Source organism: Spirosoma luteum DSM 19990, from assembly GCF_000374065.1.
Lineage (GTDB): Bacteria > Bacteroidota > Bacteroidia > Cytophagales > Spirosomataceae > Spirosoma > Spirosoma luteum.
Genome location: NZ_KB893290.1, coordinates 1 through 15,543, shown reverse-complemented (window position 1 = coordinate 15,543; position 15,543 = coordinate 1). Strand labels below are relative to the sequence as shown.

The 15,543-nt window shown below is 52.1% G+C and carries 16 protein-coding genes and 2 tRNA genes; 5 read left to right on the top strand and 13 right to left on the bottom strand.

Features of this window, described 5'->3' with window-relative positions:
• Positions 1-12: 12 nt before the first annotated feature.
• The 4 genes from B156_RS0123580 to B156_RS0123560 form a co-directional block, all read right to left on the bottom strand.
• On the bottom strand, positions 13-612 hold the full coding sequence (locus B156_RS0123580) for an outer membrane beta-barrel protein (protein ID WP_018622255.1): 600 nt from the start codon (positions 610-612) through the stop codon (positions 13-15).
• 484 nt (positions 613-1,096) lie between these two features.
• On the bottom strand, positions 1,097-1,618 hold the full coding sequence (locus B156_RS0123575) for an HPP family protein (RefSeq protein WP_018622254.1): 522 nt from the start codon (positions 1,616-1,618) through the stop codon (positions 1,097-1,099).
• 76 nt (positions 1,619-1,694) lie between these two features.
• Entirely contained in the window at positions 1,695-3,227 is a 1,533-nt protein-coding gene (locus tag B156_RS0123570) for a malate:quinone oxidoreductase (protein WP_018622253.1), read from the bottom strand.
• Between the two features lie 187 nt (positions 3,228-3,414).
• Positions 3,415-5,121, bottom strand: a complete 1,707-nt coding sequence (locus B156_RS0123560; RefSeq protein ID WP_018622252.1) for a DUF6909 family protein — start codon at positions 5,119-5,121, stop codon at positions 3,415-3,417.
• Positions 5,122-5,339: 218 nt separating this feature from the next.
• Between B156_RS0123560 and B156_RS0123555 the strand changes: the two genes are divergently transcribed.
• Positions 5,340-6,284, top strand: coding sequence for a DUF2279 domain-containing protein (locus B156_RS0123555; protein ID WP_026261006.1), 945 nt, complete (start codon positions 5,340-5,342; stop codon positions 6,282-6,284).
• Positions 6,285-6,352: 68 nt separating this feature from the next.
• On the opposite strand, the gene B156_RS0123550 is transcribed toward B156_RS0123555, so the two are convergent.
• On the bottom strand, positions 6,353-6,952 hold the full coding sequence (locus tag B156_RS0123550) for a hypothetical protein (protein WP_245563810.1): 600 nt from the start codon (positions 6,950-6,952) through the stop codon (positions 6,353-6,355).
• Positions 6,953-7,115: 163 nt separating this feature from the next.
• Here B156_RS0123550 and B156_RS31860 point away from each other — a divergent pair, with 163 nt between their 5' ends.
• Positions 7,116-7,292 carry a hypothetical protein gene (locus B156_RS31860; protein WP_169518274.1) on the top strand — a complete coding sequence of 59 codons (177 nt, stop codon included), beginning with the start codon at positions 7,116-7,118 and terminating at the stop codon, positions 7,290-7,292.
• Positions 7,293-7,354: 62 nt separating this feature from the next.
• A complete protein-coding gene (locus B156_RS0123540) occupies positions 7,355-7,762 on the top strand; it encodes a DUF4332 domain-containing protein (RefSeq protein WP_018622248.1) in 408 nt (135 codons plus the stop codon).
• 85 nt (positions 7,763-7,847) lie between these two features.
• On the opposite strand, the gene cdaA is transcribed toward B156_RS0123540, so the two are convergent.
• From cdaA to B156_RS0123505, 7 genes are all read right to left on the bottom strand, one after another.
• Positions 7,848-8,651, bottom strand: coding sequence for a diadenylate cyclase CdaA (cdaA, locus tag B156_RS0123535; RefSeq protein ID WP_018622247.1), 804 nt, complete (start codon positions 8,649-8,651; stop codon positions 7,848-7,850).
• A 123-nt stretch (positions 8,652-8,774) separates the two neighbouring features.
• Positions 8,775-9,725: a ribonuclease Z gene (locus tag B156_RS0123530; RefSeq protein WP_018622246.1), complete on the bottom strand. Its 951-nt coding sequence runs from the start codon at positions 9,723-9,725 to the stop codon at positions 8,775-8,777.
• Between the two features lie 27 nt (positions 9,726-9,752).
• Positions 9,753-10,160, bottom strand: a complete 408-nt coding sequence (locus B156_RS0123525) for an STAS domain-containing protein (RefSeq protein ID WP_018622245.1) — start codon at positions 10,158-10,160, stop codon at positions 9,753-9,755.
• Positions 10,161-10,232: 72 nt separating this feature from the next.
• A complete protein-coding gene (locus tag B156_RS0123520; RefSeq protein WP_018622244.1) occupies positions 10,233-11,186 on the bottom strand; it encodes a phosphoribosylaminoimidazolesuccinocarboxamide synthase in 954 nt (317 codons plus the stop codon).
• Positions 11,187-11,275: 89 nt separating this feature from the next.
• Entirely contained in the window at positions 11,276-12,451 is a 1,176-nt protein-coding gene (locus B156_RS0123515) for a thiolase family protein (RefSeq protein ID WP_018622243.1), read from the bottom strand.
• 144 nt (positions 12,452-12,595) lie between these two features.
• On the bottom strand, positions 12,596-13,291 hold the full coding sequence (locus tag B156_RS0123510) for a tetratricopeptide repeat protein (protein ID WP_018622242.1): 696 nt from the start codon (positions 13,289-13,291) through the stop codon (positions 12,596-12,598).
• A gap of 51 nt (positions 13,292-13,342) precedes the next feature.
• Positions 13,343-14,305 (bottom strand): vWA domain-containing protein, encoded by a 963-nt coding sequence (locus B156_RS0123505; protein WP_018622241.1) that lies wholly within the window; start codon positions 14,303-14,305, stop codon positions 13,343-13,345.
• A gap of 168 nt (positions 14,306-14,473) precedes the next feature.
• Here B156_RS0123505 and B156_RS0123500 point away from each other — a divergent pair.
• Together B156_RS0123500 and B156_RS0123495 are read left to right on the top strand one after the other, a co-directional pair.
• Positions 14,474-14,560 (top strand) — tRNA-Ser (locus tag B156_RS0123500).
• A 20-nt stretch (positions 14,561-14,580) separates the two neighbouring features.
• Positions 14,581-14,654: transfer RNA gene (locus tag B156_RS0123495), tRNA-Pro, on the top strand.
• 378 nt (positions 14,655-15,032) lie between these two features.
• Here the strand turns inward: B156_RS0123495 and B156_RS29785 are convergent.
• Positions 15,033-15,359 carry an integrase core domain-containing protein gene (locus B156_RS29785; RefSeq protein ID WP_169518273.1) on the bottom strand — a complete coding sequence of 109 codons (327 nt, stop codon included), beginning with the start codon at positions 15,357-15,359 and terminating at the stop codon, positions 15,033-15,035.
• Positions 15,360-15,543 lie beyond the last annotated feature (184 nt).

Genomic DNA, 15,543 nt, shown 5'->3' with positions numbered 1-15,543 from the left:
GGCTGACGAATGCTACCGACGGCCACCGCCAATGTCAGCACCCACCTTAATACCTAAATAGGCGTTGCTGCTGGTGATGGTCTGGTTCGATATTGACTGGTCGGTTGATGGGATGAAGTTGAACTCAGCAGCCGCTACGAAGTGACCTGCCTTAATACCTCCCCGAATCATAGCGCCAAATTTGGTAGCGTTGACAAGCTCAATGTTTTGGTTAGCCTGTCCGTTGTTGGAAATAACCACTGTTCCGGCGGCACCAATTATGTACGGACCTACGCCAACACCCAGGAAAGGGCGTACATTACCCACTCCAAACAGGTAGTTACCCGTTAGTAAAGCAGAATTGTAGGTGCCCACATCGCCGGTGGTTGTGTTGCCATTGTATTGAATGCCCCGTGCTACCGAAGCTGATTCCAGGCGGAGACCTATGTCAAAATTATCCGAAAGGCCGTACTTGGGTTCAACGGCAACTAGAAAACCACCCGATGTACCGGCATTGAAGGGCTTGGCGTAACCAATGGATACATTCACTTTGAACGGTTTGTACTCCTGCGCAGTAGCCGAGAGCGCAACCAGCACGAACAATCCGGCGAAATAATTTTTCATAACTTTCATACTTGTGTTGTAATTAGGTAATTAGTGAATTGTGAAAAGAATTTGGTAAAAAACGTAGAATCATAACTGAGTCCGGAATTAGGTTGTTTAGTTTTTCTGATCAATTAATGAATAAATGGAGATGACTAGTGAGCGGTTGCAGGGAAAAATAAGGCTGAAATTCCTGGAATGATGGTGCAGGTGAAGGCGAATTATCCTGCCCTGCAACCGGCTGGAAATGGTGATTTGACGCCTGTATCTGACTAGATATGTAAGGGAATTCCTAGTGGTGCTACAATAAATAAGATCGCATCAATTTGATAGTGAGAGAATTAACTTATGGTTGAGGGCCTCTGTTCAATAGTGCTGCCAACGGGAGAGTGCTGATGGCTACAGCCGGTAATTCTGACTGAAACAGCCGCCGGGGATTACCCAGGTGTAAAACGAAAATGAGCCTTCAGGAGGCCCCGGTAACGAAATGAAAAAAATATAATTTTATTAACATTTACCGCTTTTTCTGCAGGCGTGTGAGCAGCCACATTAGCCCTCGCTGCAACAAAACCAGGAGGACAATAATGCTCAGCGCCATTACGAACAGCAGTAAGTTCGACTCGTTTCCCGCCCGAAAGGCAAAGCTAATGGAGGTAGCCACCGCCGGTGGGTGAACCACGTCGAAAACAATCATCAGCACAATCGTCACAACCATAGCCAGGCCGCCCGATGCGTAACCCGGCCCCAGCAGCAGGTACATCACCAGACCAATACTAGCCGCCATTACCTGCGAAAAAGCCAGCGTACGAATACTGTTCGTGCCGTGCTGGGGGTCCAGGTAAATAAGAAACGCGCTGGAGGCCAGGGAGGCAAACAACAGTCGCTGTCGGCTGAGCACTTCAACCAGCCCGAATACAATCAGTACCGTCAGGGTGGGAGCAACGGCCAGCAACAACTCGCCTTTCAAGGGCAAACGGGACCGGGCAGATCGGCTGGCTCCTTCGATAGGCTTTAAACTTTCTCGTTCCTCTTCCATAAAACCGGTTGTATTAACCCCGCTGGTATTTTCCTGCGCAACCGGAAAATACCAGCGTTGTGATGACTCAAACTACTTACCGGGCCGAATCGGACGTGTATTCATACTCGCCCAGCCCCAATACCTCACTTGTTTCCTTACGGAGGGCAATGCCCAGTTCGGGGTTTTCAGCCAAAACCTGTCCGTAACTCGGAATGATATCGGTGAGTTTTTGCTGCCAGTCGGCGGTAGCGAGTTTTTCCGGGAAGCAGCGCTTCAGTAAGTCGAGCATGATGGATACGGCAGTTGATGCCCCCGGCGAAGCCCCCAGCAACGCGGCAATACTGCCATCAGCCGCACTCACTACTTCCGTACCAAATTCCAGTACGCCCCCTTCCTCTTCATCTTTTTTAATAACCTGCACCCGTTGCCCGGCAATTTCCAGCTCCCAGTCCTCCCGTTTTGCATCCGGGTAATACTCACGCAGGGCGTCCATCCGGTCTTCCGGCGATTGCATGACCTGCTGAATCAGGTACCGGGTGAGCGGAATATTGTGCAGCCCGGCCATGAGCATGGGAGCCATGTTGCTCAACTGGATGGACTTGGGCAGGTCCATGTACGAACCGCTTTTCAGGAATTTAGTGGAGAATCCGGCATAGGGGCCAAACAGCAGTTCGCGCTTGCCATCAATCATGCGGGTGTCCAGGTGGGGTACTGACATGGGCGGGGCACCTACCGACGCTTTGCCGTAGACTTTGGCCTGGTGCCGCTCAATCACCGCACGATTCGTGCATTTGAGCCACTGTCCACCTACCGGGAAACCGCCAAAGCCCCGACTTTCGGGAATATCCGACTTTTCGAGCAGGCGCAGTGAGCCGCCCCCGGCACCAATAAACAGGAAGTTGGTTTGCACTTCGCGCTCTTTATTGGTCGTTACGTTTTCAATCTTCAGTTTCCAGCCGCCCAGTGTTTTGGAACGCCATAAATCGCGCACCTCGTGAGCAAAGTGCATATTCACGCCCGGCATATCCGTCAGTCGGCGGAACATGGCTCTGGTCAAGGCACCGAAATTTACGTCGGTACCAATGTCCATCCGGGTCGCGGCTACCGGTTGGGCCGGGTCGCGGTCTTCCATCACCAGCGGCATCCAGTGCGCCAGTTGGGCCGGGTCTTCGGAATACTGCATGCCATGAAACAGGTAATTCTGCTGCAACGCATCGTAGCGTTTGCGGAGGTAATCGACGTTATCAGCTCCCCACACGAAACTCATGTGCGGAATAGACCGGATAAAATTAGGGGCATCGCGCAGATACCCCCGCTGAATCAAATATGACCAGAACTGCTTCGACTGCTCAAAAGACTCGGCAATCTTGATGGCTTTCGACGGGTCGATGCTGCCATCTTCCTGTTCGGGGGTGTAATTTAACTCGCAGAAGGCCGAGTGACCAGTACCGGCGTTATTCCACGCATCGGAGCTTTCGGCTGCCGCGTGGTCCAGACGTTCGTAGATGTCGATGGTGAGGTCGGGCTGTAATTCTTTCAGCAGTATACCTAGGGTGGCACTCATGATGCCCGCGCCAATCAGGATAACGTCGGGCCCTTTTTCAGTCGGTTTTCTATTCTTTGCCATAACTCACGTTGAAGGTTATATTCAAAGAGACAAAGTTGGCGGTACGGTTGTTTAAAATAGTAGCAAAGCTCATTTTTCGCGTCCCGGTGGTTGTCGAACCGCAAACGCCAGGAAGTCGTCGGCCAACGCTCTGCGCTCTTTGCATGTCTCTTTGGGTTCTTTGCGGTCAATTACTGTGAACGCACCGTTAGTCTCCCCGCAGCACCTTTTCCAGCCACTTCATGGTAATCAGATACGTTGGCTTCACGCCCAGCGTACCTAAACTGCCCGACGCCAGCGTAGCACCCGTCAGCATCGGGTTGTCCGATGCGTAGTAGGCGTAGCGAACTTTTACATCAGCCGGTACGCTGTTGCGGATTTTCAGGTGCGCCTGAATCGCTTTCTGGTAGTGAGCACCTTCCATTTCCAGACCAATGGCTTTCCAGGAGGAGTTGCAGAAGTAGCTCAGAATATCTTTGTTTTGTAGCGAAGTCCCCAGTACCGTAATCATGGCCCCTTCGTACACCGCCAGGCCGTTGCCCTCGAAATCGTCTTTCCGGAAATCATTGTCCAGCGGATAGTTGTCAGCGGTACCTTCAAAAATGTGTGAGGTTGGAATCATTAAATCACCTTTGTCGCCGGTCAGGATGCCCGCCTTACCCATAATGGTGATGGAGGCTACCCGGAGCGGGAACGATTCTTCCTTTATCTCGTAGGGTTTCAGCAATTCGTCCATCGTCTCGAACGCCTGTTCGCCGAAGGCGTAGTCCATCACGAGTAGTAGCGGTTGGGTGGCCCGAACATAATCCGGATCGGCCTTAAGTTCCTCCGACAACGTTGTTACGTCGCACTGCGCCAGGTCGATTAACTGCACTTGCAGACTGGTTCCGGCGGTGTCTTCGAGTACGTGCATCCCGTGTTCAACGGCGTAGCTGACCACTCGTTTTCGAAGGTCACGTTTGGCCGACATGCTCAGGGTCATGGCCAGGTCATACAGGTCATCCCAGGTGGTGGTATCAGCCAGAGCCGCCGGGGCGTAAAGGCAGTTCATCACGCTGTGCGGGTTGGCACTGATGATGTGCAGGGGCCGGTCCTGCAACCCGTTTGCCCAGATGTATTCTTTGATGCGGGTAGCCCAGCGTTCGCCGTACAGGTGCTGCCCAACCCGTTCGCGCAACATGGGTGTAAAATTGATTTCGCGGTCCAGATTCGACTCACGCACTTCGCTGATGGACACACTGCCCAGGCTGTGTACAATCTGAAACAGCCCATTATTCGTGTTGCCCGTTTCCTCAAAACGAAGGTATGCCCGCTGCGTTTCCTCGAATGTTCGGCCCAGGATGGAACTGAGGTAGGTGAGGGCCAGTTCACGCTCATCGTCGGAAACGGTGCCCCCCGACCGGATGATGGTTTCGAGTTTTTCCCACTCCCGCGATTTGCTGCCCCGTTCCTGAAAGGCATTCCGACGGATTTTGTCGGCCTCCATGAACATAAACGTCAGGTGCGTCAGGATGTCGTAGATTTCGCTGCGGCCATTGGTTACTTCGATCACCATCTGGTCCTGGTCGATTCGGTAGCAGTTGCGACGGCGTTTGGCCGGTACGAGGACTGGAAAATGGGCGTGCTCGAAGCCCTCACGCGAAGCCAGCGTAACGACCCGGCAGGCTTCGATGCCTTTCGGCAAGCGGTCCATTACGTACACCAGCCCGTCCAGTTCCACGCGTTGCGGGTCGCCCACGAAACCGTATATTTCGGGTTGCAGCGTGAGCAATGCCCGACGGATTTCTTCGCCCGATACGCCCGATGGTTTGTAAAACCCCCGGTTAAACAGGTGGCGCATGGTAATATAAAGCCGTTCGATGGCCACGCGCGATTCCTGGGCGCGGGTAAGCGGAGGGGATGACTGTTCGTTCATGAATGTTGTGCAGGGTATTGACCCGCAAGTTACGTGGTCTGTTTCGTATGGACGGTTAGCGGTACGTAAAATTGCTGTTTGCCTGAGTACAATGCGTGTTGACGGAAATGGGGATTTAGGTACGGGAGACTGTTGCGCCAGCCAAAAAGGAGCGGACTGTTCGTGCCGAAAATTGGGTGACAGGCGCTGTTTCGATGATTTTACGGTACTTTTGGCCTATGAAAACCCCATTTCGGGCGGTTGTCCTCCTTCTGTTGACCGGGTTGCTGCTGAGCCAGTCTGTGCGGGCGCAACCGGTGCCCGGTATACCCACCACGCCTGATCCGTCAGGTATCAACAAAGGCCGCTTTATTGGCGTGGTGGTGAGTACGGCGGCATTTTATACCATCACGATGCTGGTGTTGCGGAAACAGTGGTATAAAAAACGGGTGCCGTTTCATACCTTCAACGACAACCGGGAGTGGCTCCAGATGGACAAAGTGGGCCACGTTGCTACGGCTTATTGCATGAGCCGGGGGGGGTACGAGCTCATGCGCTGGAGTGGTGTTGACGAACGCGCCAGTATTCTGACGGGTGGCTTGCTGGCCCTGCTGTTTCAGACGACGCTGGAAGTGTACGACGGCCATGCGAAGGAGTGGGGATTCTCCAACGGCGACATGCTGGCCAACGTAGCCGGAACAGCTCTGTTTATGGGGCAGCAGTTTGGGGCCGGGCAGCAGGTGGTGAGCATGAAATACGGGTTTCGAAAAACGATTTTTCCACCCTACCGCCCCAACCTGCTGGGCAAAACGACCGGGCAGCAGATGCTTAAAGATTATAATGGGCAACAGTACTGGCTGTCGGTTAACCTGGCGTCGGTATTGCCGGTGGGGGAGCGTTTTCCGCGCTGGCTGAATCTGGATGTGGGCTACAGTGGTAGCGGTATGATTGGTGGCCACGAAAATCCGGTGGTAGTCGATGCGGATGGCAAGGAGGTGAAATTCACCCGATACCGGCAGTTTTTTATCTCGCCCGATGCTGATTTCTCCCGTATCGGTACGTTTTCTCCGTCGTTACAACGGTTTGTTGGGACAGTTCAGTTTTTCAAAATACCCGCCCCGTCGCTGGAGTTCAGTCGGACAAAAGGGCTCCGGTTTCATCCGTTCATTTTCCCAAAAGAGTGAAAGTGCGAAAGATTGAAAGAGCGATGTTTAATTGGTATCGCTCTTTCAATCTTTCGCACTTTCACTCTTTATAAACGCCCCCCGCCAATATCCAGCCCCAGTTTGATGCTGAAATAGGCGTTGGGGCTTTCGTAATTCAGGTTAGCCCCCGATGAGCCTACCACGATTCCTCTGGTTTTGGGCACCAGGTTATACTCGGCTCCCAGCACAAAGTGGCGCGCTTTGATACCGGCCCGCACCATAGCCCCCAGTTTGGTTCCACCGGATACCCCACCGTCGACAGCCCCTCCATTCTGCGAAAGATTGACGCTCAGAATGTTGAACACGCCAACTCCACTTCCGATAAAAGGCCGGAAATCAGTATCCGACAGCAGGTAGTTTCCGGTAATCAGGAACGAGTTTGATCCTTTCAGTTCAGTGCTTCCCTGCTCATTGTCCAGCGTGTAGGCTTTTACAATCAGACCCAGTTCATACCGCAGCCCCAGGTCAATCCGGTCACTGAGTCCGTATTTGGGCTCCACCGATAACAGCAGCCCGCCCGAAGCTCCCCTGCCGATGGGAAGCGCGTAGCCAGTGGACAGGTTTACCTTGAACGGCTTGAACTCCTGCGCGGCAGCCGTCATGGTCGTAAGCCCAAACAGAAGTAGAAAAAAACGGTTTATAAGCATCGTGAACAGGGCTTTTCTGTACTAGTCCTGCTGCAAACATACGGGTGCATTGGCTGATTACAATAGTCGGCCGCCGGATGCTTTTTGGTTACCTTTGCTCCGTACTTACCCCCGAACAGATTGCTTTGACCACCGATTCTGTCGGGCGAGAGCCAGCTGCCTTATGACATTTGACGACTACTTAACCCAGAAAAAAATTGATGCTGACCGGTTTCAGCAGGCAGAACCCGACCGATTCAGGGAGTGGCAGCGCGAATTTGCCCAGATGCATCCCGAAAGCTTTACCGTTCAAAAAAAATTTCTTTTGAATGATACCCGAAGGAAGTACCTTGTTCGTTAAAGTATATTTAGAAGCCTGAAGGTCGGACTTCTTTTTTATCCAACCCATCTCTTTACTTCTATATGAGCCTTACATTAGGAGAACTACGGGGCATTACCGATGCCGTACAGAATGCCCTGAAGGCCCAGGGCATCAGTGATAGTGACTCGCTGCTCGAAGCGACAAAGACCCCAAAAGACCGCAAAGAACTGGCTGCCAATTCCGGCGTTGATGCTGCTGTTATCCTGGAACTGGCCAATCGGGCCGACTTAGCCCGCATAAAGGGAATTGGACGGGTATACAGTGATCTGATGGAAGAAGCAGGCGTTGATACCGTGAAGGAACTGGCGCAGCGAGCCGCCAAAAATCTGCATGCCAAACTGATAGAAATCAACAGCGTCCGGCAGTTTACCCAGCGACCGCCCTCCGTTGAGCAGATTGGCGATTTTGTGGATCAGGCGAAACTCCTGCCAAGAATGCTGGAATACTAAGCGACTGTTTTTATAAAAAAGGGGTGATCGATCACCCCTTTTTTTATGGCAGGTCTGGTATAAAGCCTGCCTAACCTGCACCCGCTTACTTCACGGATTTCCGTAAATAGCCTTCCAGCCTGTTTTCCAGTTCAGCCTGACTCAGGTTGATAAATAAGTCGCCGTTGATGGCGAGGGACAACCGGCCGCTTTCTTCCGAAACCGCAATAACGGCCGCATCCGTTGCTTCACTCATTCCCAGTGCGGCCCGGTGGCGAAACCCCAGCGAAGGTGGTAATTCATCATCGTCCGATACGGGTAGAATGCAGCGGGCGGCCCGCAGACGACCTTCGCTGATGATAACGGCCCCATCGTGTAGCGGGCTGTACTGACTGAAAATAGCCAGCAACAGTGGTTTGGACACATCGGCATCGATTATCTCGCCCGACTCGGCAAATTTTTCCAGGTCATCATTTTTCTGAAGAACCAGTAGCCCCCCCGAAAATTCACCGCTCAACGCTTTGCAGGTTTCCAGAATGGGTTTTAGCGGGGTGATTGCATCGGTTCTGTTGATATCCCGAAACAGCAATTGCCGCAACAGACGGCTATTTGTCAGGTTCGTCGACTTGCCGATAAGCAACAAAAAACGCCGGATTTCATGTTGGAAGATAATAATCAGGGCCAATGCACCAACGCTGATGAAATACTCCAGAATAGTAGTCATCAGGTTAAGGCCGAGCGCCTTAACGAGAAGATAAGCCAGATAAACCAGCAGATACCCGATAAATACCCGACTGGCAACACTGCCCCGAACGAGGTTGTAAATTTGGTAGATAAGCAGGGCTACCAACCCAATATCGAACAGGTCGAGCCAGCCGATGTCTAAAAATCCCAGGCGAAAAGCCAGCATGTACCGAGTAAAGAAAGTTTCCGGGCTAAATATAAACAGAATCCATCCGATGCCGGTATTTTCTGTAGTGAAAGGACCAGCAGACGGCTGTTAGTCCGATTAAACCAGCTGGTGTTTCAGGGTTCAGATATCAATTGTTTGCCCTTCTGTGGCTAGATACGTTTCCGGAAAAACAGCCCGGGCCTCGCCCAGAAATGGCTCGAACTCTTTGTACCTAGACGAAAAATGCCCGATTAATAAGCGACCGACACCTGCTTTGACGGCAATCGTAGCCGCCTGCCGGGCAGTAGAGTGAAAAACCTCCGCTGCCCGCGCCTGATTATCCTCTAAAAAGGTGGCCTCATGATACAGTACATCAACGCCCTGCAGCAGTGGTATTATCGCATCAGAATAGCGGGTGTCGGAGCAATAAGCATAGGAGCGGGGAGGAGCTCCCGGTTCCGTATAATCAGCAACGGCGTAACGAACAGACCCGTCTGCCGCCAGGATATCCTCCCCGTCTTTTAGCTGTTTAAGGTAGGCAACCGGAACATCGGCGGGTAACTTATCCCGCAGCAGGTGGGGCTTACCCGGCTTTTCCCGAAAGAGGTAGCCCGTACAGTCAACCCGGTGCTCAAGGGGAATGGACTGCACGCTCATGAGCGGATGATCGAGCAAAAAAACCGGCTGGTCGGGGTCAACAGCCTGAAAATGTAATTTGTAGCCCAGCCGGGAGTTCGAAACGCGAAAAATAGTGGTCAGAACCTCGTCCAGACCACGCGGCCCGAACAGGTATAAATCTTCCGTGCGCCCGGCCATGTTCAGCGACGACAGCAGGGGAGCCAGCCCAAAGTAATGGTCGCCATGCAGGTGACTAATAAAAATATACCGTAATCGGCCGGGTCGGATGCGTTGTTCAATCAACCGGAACTGCGTGCCCTCACCACAGTCGATCAGTACGTAATCAGTACCGATGGTCAATAGCTGAGCGGTCTGGTGAAGCCGGAGCGTGGGCGTAGACGAACCCGCCCCCAGAACAGTTAGGGTGAAGGGCGAACGCCTGGGGTGCGGATGGTCAGGTTTGGAGGTACTCACTGATGCTGGTCGGGATGGCTGGTCAGGTTAGTTTTCGACACTGCCCCCAAGATCATACTCGTCATCTTCTTCACTGCGGAAATCATTTTCCAGTTCATTCATGAACACGGCATCGATAGCTTCCTCTACGGTGGGCATAATAGTCAGTTCGCTCAGATTGGATTTATCCAGAAATTCGATCAGATCCTCGTTTTTAGTCACCGCAATGAACAAGCCCTCCTCGTTGGTACACTGCCGACTCGTTTTGCGCAGAGTAGTGACTCCTCCCTGATCTACGGATTGAACCGGGTCCATATCCATAATGATATTGCTATACCCTTCCCGAAACAGGACGCGGCTAATCGTTTCAAATTCAGCAGGAACTTCGCCCGAAAAGGCACTTTCTGTTAAGCGAAGCAGGGCGTACTGTTCGTTTTTTTCGATTGTGTAATTCATAAACTGTCAACTTTTAATGATTGACTGACTACCGGGTAACGGAGGCATGGGCTACCGGATAGTCACTCGAATTTAGTTTTTTATTGCCTGTAAGATGTTTTTTTCGATGCGTACGAGCGGGTCGGCAACCATATCGGCCTGGAAAGACTGCCCCGTTACGGTCTCAAACAGTTCAATGTACCGGGTTGTTATCTGGTTCACCCATTCATCGGACATGCCCGGAACAGACTGCCCGGTTTTTCCCTGAAAGCCGTTGGCGATGAGCCATTCCCGAACGAACTCTTTGGATAATTGCTTTTGTGGCTGTCCGGTGTTCTGGTTCTGCTCATACACGTCGGCGTAAAAATACCGGGAAGAATCGGGCGTATGTACTTCATCGATCAAATAAACCTTGCCATCCAGACTCCCAAATTCGTATTTAGTATCGACCAGAATGAGTCCCTGAGCAGCTGCCATCTCCGTTCCCCGCGCAAACAGGGCCAGAGCATGGCGTTCTAACTGGCTATAGTCCGGTTCCGAAACGATACCCTGTTTCAGGATTTCTTCCCGACTAATGTCTTCGTCGTGTCCTTCGTAGGCTTTGGTTGAGGGGGTAATGATGGGTGTTGGCAGGCGGTCATTCTCCCGTAGCCCGTCGGGCAGGGATACCCCGCAAAGTACGCGGTGCCCTTCCCGATACTGCCGCCAGGCATGACCAGCCAGATACCCCCGAACAACCATCTCCACGGCATACGGTTCACATTTCAGGCCGATGCTCACGTTAGGGTCTGGCACATCGAGTAGCCAGTTGGGAACAATATCGGCCGTGGCACGCAAAAAATAGGCACCTGTCTGGTTCAGCACCTGCCCTTTAAACGGAATGGCACGCGGCAGCACCACATCGAAAGCCGATATACGATCTGAGGCAACCATCACCAGTCGCGGGCCGTTGCCCTGATCAGAAAAAGAATAGACATCCCGCACTTTACCGCGGTAAAAACCCGTTTGACCGGGGAAATTGAAATTGGTTTCCTGAATGGCCTTCATTAAACAGTGTTTTTCGTTTATAGTTTTTGGTTTTTGGTTGGCTGGCGCACAACTACTTCACGCGTCAGCCAACCAAAAACCGTAAACCCCTATAATTTCTCAACAACAATGGCGGATGCCCCACCGCCCCCATTACAGATACCGACTGCCCCGTAGCGGCCTCCGGTCTGCTGCAATACATTGGTAAGCGTCGTGACTATGCGGGCACCCGATGCGCCCAGCGGATGGCCAATGGAAACGGCTCCACCCAGCACGTTCATTTTCTCCTGGGGCACGTTCAATACTTTGCTGAAAGCCAGCGGTACAACGGCAAAGGCTTCATTTACTTCAAAAAAGTCAATGTCATCTATGGTTAGGCCGGCCCGTTCAATCGCCAGGGGAACCGCTTTTGTAGGAGCGGTTGTAAACCATTGGGGTTCCTGCTCGGCATCGGCGTAGGCTAAGATCCGAACCAGCGGCTTTAATCCCAGTTCATCCGCTTTCCGTCGGCTCATAACCACTACTGCCGAAGCCCCGTCGCTGATAGGGGAGGAACTGGCGGCTGTCACCGTACCATCGGTCGAGAAAGCGGCTTTCAGGGTTGGGATTTTATCGTAGATAACATTTTTGTATTCTTCATCGTCGCTAACGGTCACGGTGCCCTTTCGCCCAACCACATCAACGGGTACGATTTCGGCACCAAACTGACCATTTTTCGTACTGGCTTCCGACCGCTGGTAGGACTGAACGGTATAAGCATCCTGTTCTTCGCGGCTGATGGTATACTTTTGGGCCGTTCTATCGGCAAACAGCCCCATAGCGCACTCGTCATATACATCAACCAGCCCATCGCGGGCCAGCCCATCTACCAGTTCGGCATTCCCGTATTTATATCCAAACCGCGCTTTTGGTACGTAATAGGGAACATTCGACATACTCTCCATGCCACCCGCCACAATAATATCGGCCTGCCCAAGCTGAATGGCCTGCGCTGCCAGCATGATGGCTTTCGTGCCCGATGCACAAACTTTATTAATGGTTGTACACGGAATGGTTGCCGGTAAACCCGCTTTGAGGGCAGCCTGCTTGGCCGGTGCCTGCCCCAGATTGGCCGACACGACATTGCCCATGTATACCTCCTGTACCTGGTCGGGCTGGATACCGGCGCGGGCCAAAGCTCCTTTTATGGCGGCTGCTCCCAGGTCGATGGCCGACAGGGTAGAAAATACACCCCCAAAACTGCCAATGGGCGTGCGAACAGCGGTGATGATGACAACTTCGTTCATGTTCTTAGGGTTTACGGTTTATAGTTTTAGGCTTTAAGTGTTTGCGGTTGCGTAAAGCGGTCAGCGCCTACCTGGTGCGCCAGCTATAAGAACGCACTGCGCAACCGTAAACCATATATCGTAAACCGTAGACCGAGTACCGTTTTACCACCGATTCGTGTTTTCTTTGGGTTTGGTTCCCGTTCGGCGGGCTGCCCGCGTCAATGCATAAGGCAGGTCGTCGCCCCGCATGGCATCGAGCAGTTGCATAGCCTGCGCTTCATTCAGGTTAAGCCGTTGAAAACGACGCAGTAGTTCATCCTGCCGGTCTGACCGTTCAACCTGTTGCCCGCCTGAAGGTTTCGGTTTCGTAATTGGTTTCGGCTGCTGACTAACACCCTGCGGCCGTTCTTTGGTAGCCGGAGGTTTGCCGGAGTATCGGGTTTTTACCAGTTCGAAGTTGTACCGGGCCGGTTCATTATCGGCATTTTCGAGCAGTGCTTTTTCAAACAGGACCAGAGCCTTCGCACTGTCACCCGCCAGGCAGGCCATTACCCCCAATTGTGTCGCAGCCGCTGTACGAAGGTCGGCGCGGTCGGACTGGAGCAGGGTTTCATACTGAGGACTTGCTTTTGCATACAGCTTCAGGTTGAAATAGGTATGGCCAAGATTTAACCGTACGGCTGGATCAATCGTAGTTGTTCGCTGGCTCAGGTAAGCGTACAATTCCAGCGCACGCTGATACTGACCGGCCTGATAGGCAGCCTGGGCATCCTGACGAGCCTGATTATTCTGCGAGACCTGATTTTGTGCGAGTAAGTTATTCAACCAAAGCCAGGCCGCAATGACTACATAAAGCATAAGAGCATACCGTATGGACGGTCAAAAATAAGACGAAACATTGAGACCAACTCATAACCGAAAGGTTCGGATGGTCACAATTAAGTCGAGAAGGAGTAATCCCAGCGCAGCCAGGAGGAAATAATAGTATTTATTCGTAGAAACCGCTACGCGCTGCTGGTTGATGGCTCCTCCTTTCAACGACCGTAAAACACTGGCCAGTTCATTCACATATTGGCCATTGACGTCGGCCTGAATGTACTGCCCCTGCACATCCCGGGCGAGATTGGTTAAAAACTCGCTGTTCAGGCGGCTACGAACAATCTGGCGGCTATCGTCCCGAATAAAATCCCGTCCATTACGAATGGATGCCCCCGTTTCAGTACCGACCCCCACTGTAATGAGGGGCATATTCTGCGTGCGAAGACGGGCTAATGCACTGCGCTCGCAGGGGGCAAAATTTTCGCCGTCGCTGAACAGGACGATGGACCGGACGCTCTGACGGGTGGATGAGTCGGTGATTAATTTCTGGTAGGCCAGTTCGATGGCACTGCACAGATCCGTTCCCCCAGTGGGTACGATACTGGAATGCACCTCGCGGATAAGTTGCTTGAGCGCATCCTGGTCCGCCGTGAGTGGCGACAGAACGAAGGACTCAGACGAAGCCAGTACCAATCCGAACCGGGTAGCGGGCAACGTGTCGCACAGTTGCTGAATATCGTACTTCACCCGTTCCAGCCGGGTTGGAACGACGTCGCTGGCATCCATAGACCGCGAGATGTCAACCACCAGGAATGTGTCATGGCCGGTGGTGGTCCGTTCGCTTTCCGCTTCGCCAAAGGAGGGACCCAGCAGTGCAATGATCAATAATGTAAGGTAGCTGCCACGCAGAAAAAACTTTGGCACTACGCCCCAGGCCGACGTATTTAACTGGCGGGCCAGCCGAAAAGTACGCCACACGTACAGTGTATAGACGCCGACAAAGATAAAAATGAAAATAAATTCGGTACGCGAAAAATGATATAACCAGTTCATTCAGTAAAGTATCAGGCTGAGACTGACTTGGTTTGGTTGGGAATCTATCCCCAAACGGAAGGGCGAAATTAATGATTACAAAAAGATTTATAGGGTTGCTATTGACCTAAACGATGAATTGCTCTATCTTTGTGTCCCAATCGTTCAGGAAGGGAGTGATTGGGCTTCGGAGAGATGCCTGAGTGGCCGAAAGGAACAGTTTGCTAAACTGTCGTACTGGTAACGGTACCGAGGGTTCGAATCCCTCTCTCTCCGCTGAGTACAGAGTAAACCTTCGGGGTGTAGCGTAGCCCGGTATCGCGCCTGCTTTGGGAGCAGGAGGTCGTAGGTTCGAATCCTGCCACCCCGACAATGAAAATCAAGCACTTATCAGAAATGGTAAGTGCTTTTTTCGTTTCTACTAACATGTTTACTAACAAAACTTAATAGGGATGTGTAATAATTGCACTTGAAAATTGGCGTTCGAAGAAAGTAACGCTAATGAGTATTCCGCTTTATGTTAGTGAAAAATGTGTAAGGATGTTGCTAGTTGAACGTGCAAGCCCATTTAGTTGAGTATCTCGAATGTTGTGACCTTAGATTTTATGAGTGTGAAAGAACAAGAGATGTGTAAACTTTGCTTGTGTAGGACCGCTACAAAAATGGGCTCTCTGGGGTGGTCCGGTTTAGCGGCACACAGAACTTGTTTATTTTAGTTTATATTCCTCTCATACTTTTCCGGGCTTTTTTAGCCCAGCGACGAGTGCCGACGCACTCGGTTGTAGTACCCTTCAATGTAGGCGAACACTTCCGTGCGCGCGCCCTCCACGCTCAAAAATGCCCCCCCTTCTAACAACTCCGCTTTGATTCTACTCCAAAAAGACTCGGCAAACGCATTGTCATAGGGGTCATCAGCCCGGCTCATGCTGGGGTTGATTCGCCACAAGCGCACTAATTCTTTATACTCGTTGGAAATGTACTGCCCACCCCGGTCAGAATGGATGATGAGACCTTCCCCAGGCAAACGGTTCTGCAACGCAGTTCGTAACGGTATCAAAATCAGCTCATCTTCCATATTGTCATCCACTCNCCAGCCTACAATCCGGCGCGAAAATAGCCGCGGTGGCGGACCACTCCATCCAGGCCCCCAGATAAGCCCATTGGCCATTGACCAAAGGCAGATAGGTGATGTCGCTTACCCAGACCACATTCGGTCTGGCGGGAAAGGCCAAGTCCAGTAACAGATTAGGCCGCACGGG

Excerpts from the sequence above, each read along its gene's own strand:
- B156_RS0123580 (WP_018622255.1), bottom strand. The coding sequence starts at position 612 with ATGAAAGTTATGAAAAATTATTTCGCCGGATTGTTCGTGCTGGTTGCG.
- B156_RS0123575 (WP_018622254.1), bottom strand. The coding sequence starts at position 1,618 with ATGGAAGAGGAACGAGAAAGTTTAAAGCCTATCGAAGGAGCCAGCCGA.
- B156_RS0123570 (WP_018622253.1), bottom strand. The coding sequence starts at position 3,227 with ATGGCAAAGAATAGAAAACCGACTGAAAAAGGGCCCGACGTTATCCTG.
- B156_RS0123560 (WP_018622252.1), bottom strand. The coding sequence starts at position 5,121 with ATGAACGAACAGTCATCCCCTCCGCTTACCCGCGCCCAGGAATCGCGC.
- B156_RS0123555 (WP_026261006.1), top strand. The coding sequence starts at position 5,340 with ATGAAAACCCCATTTCGGGCGGTTGTCCTCCTTCTGTTGACCGGGTTG.
- B156_RS0123550 (WP_245563810.1), bottom strand. The coding sequence starts at position 6,952 with ATGCTTATAAACCGTTTTTTTCTACTTCTGTTTGGGCTTACGACCATG.
- B156_RS31860 (WP_169518274.1), top strand. The coding sequence starts at position 7,116 with ATGACATTTGACGACTACTTAACCCAGAAAAAAATTGATGCTGACCGG.
- B156_RS0123540 (WP_018622248.1), top strand. The coding sequence starts at position 7,355 with ATGAGCCTTACATTAGGAGAACTACGGGGCATTACCGATGCCGTACAG.
- cdaA (WP_018622247.1), bottom strand. The coding sequence starts at position 8,651 with ATGCTGGCTTTTCGCCTGGGATTTTTAGACATCGGCTGGCTCGACCTG.
- B156_RS0123525 (WP_018622245.1), bottom strand. The coding sequence starts at position 10,160 with ATGAATTACACAATCGAAAAAAACGAACAGTACGCCCTGCTTCGCTTA.
- B156_RS0123520 (WP_018622244.1), bottom strand. The coding sequence starts at position 11,186 with ATGAAGGCCATTCAGGAAACCAATTTCAATTTCCCCGGTCAAACGGGT.
- B156_RS0123515 (WP_018622243.1), bottom strand. The coding sequence starts at position 12,451 with ATGAACGAAGTTGTCATCATCACCGCTGTTCGCACGCCCATTGGCAGT.
- B156_RS0123510 (WP_018622242.1), bottom strand. The coding sequence starts at position 13,291 with ATGCTTTATGTAGTCATTGCGGCCTGGCTTTGGTTGAATAACTTACTC.
- B156_RS0123505 (WP_018622241.1), bottom strand. The coding sequence starts at position 14,305 with ATGAACTGGTTATATCATTTTTCGCGTACCGAATTTATTTTCATTTTT.
- B156_RS29785 (WP_169518273.1), bottom strand. The coding sequence starts at position 15,359 with ATGGAAGATGAGCTGATTTTGATACCGTTACGAACTGCGTTGCAGAAC.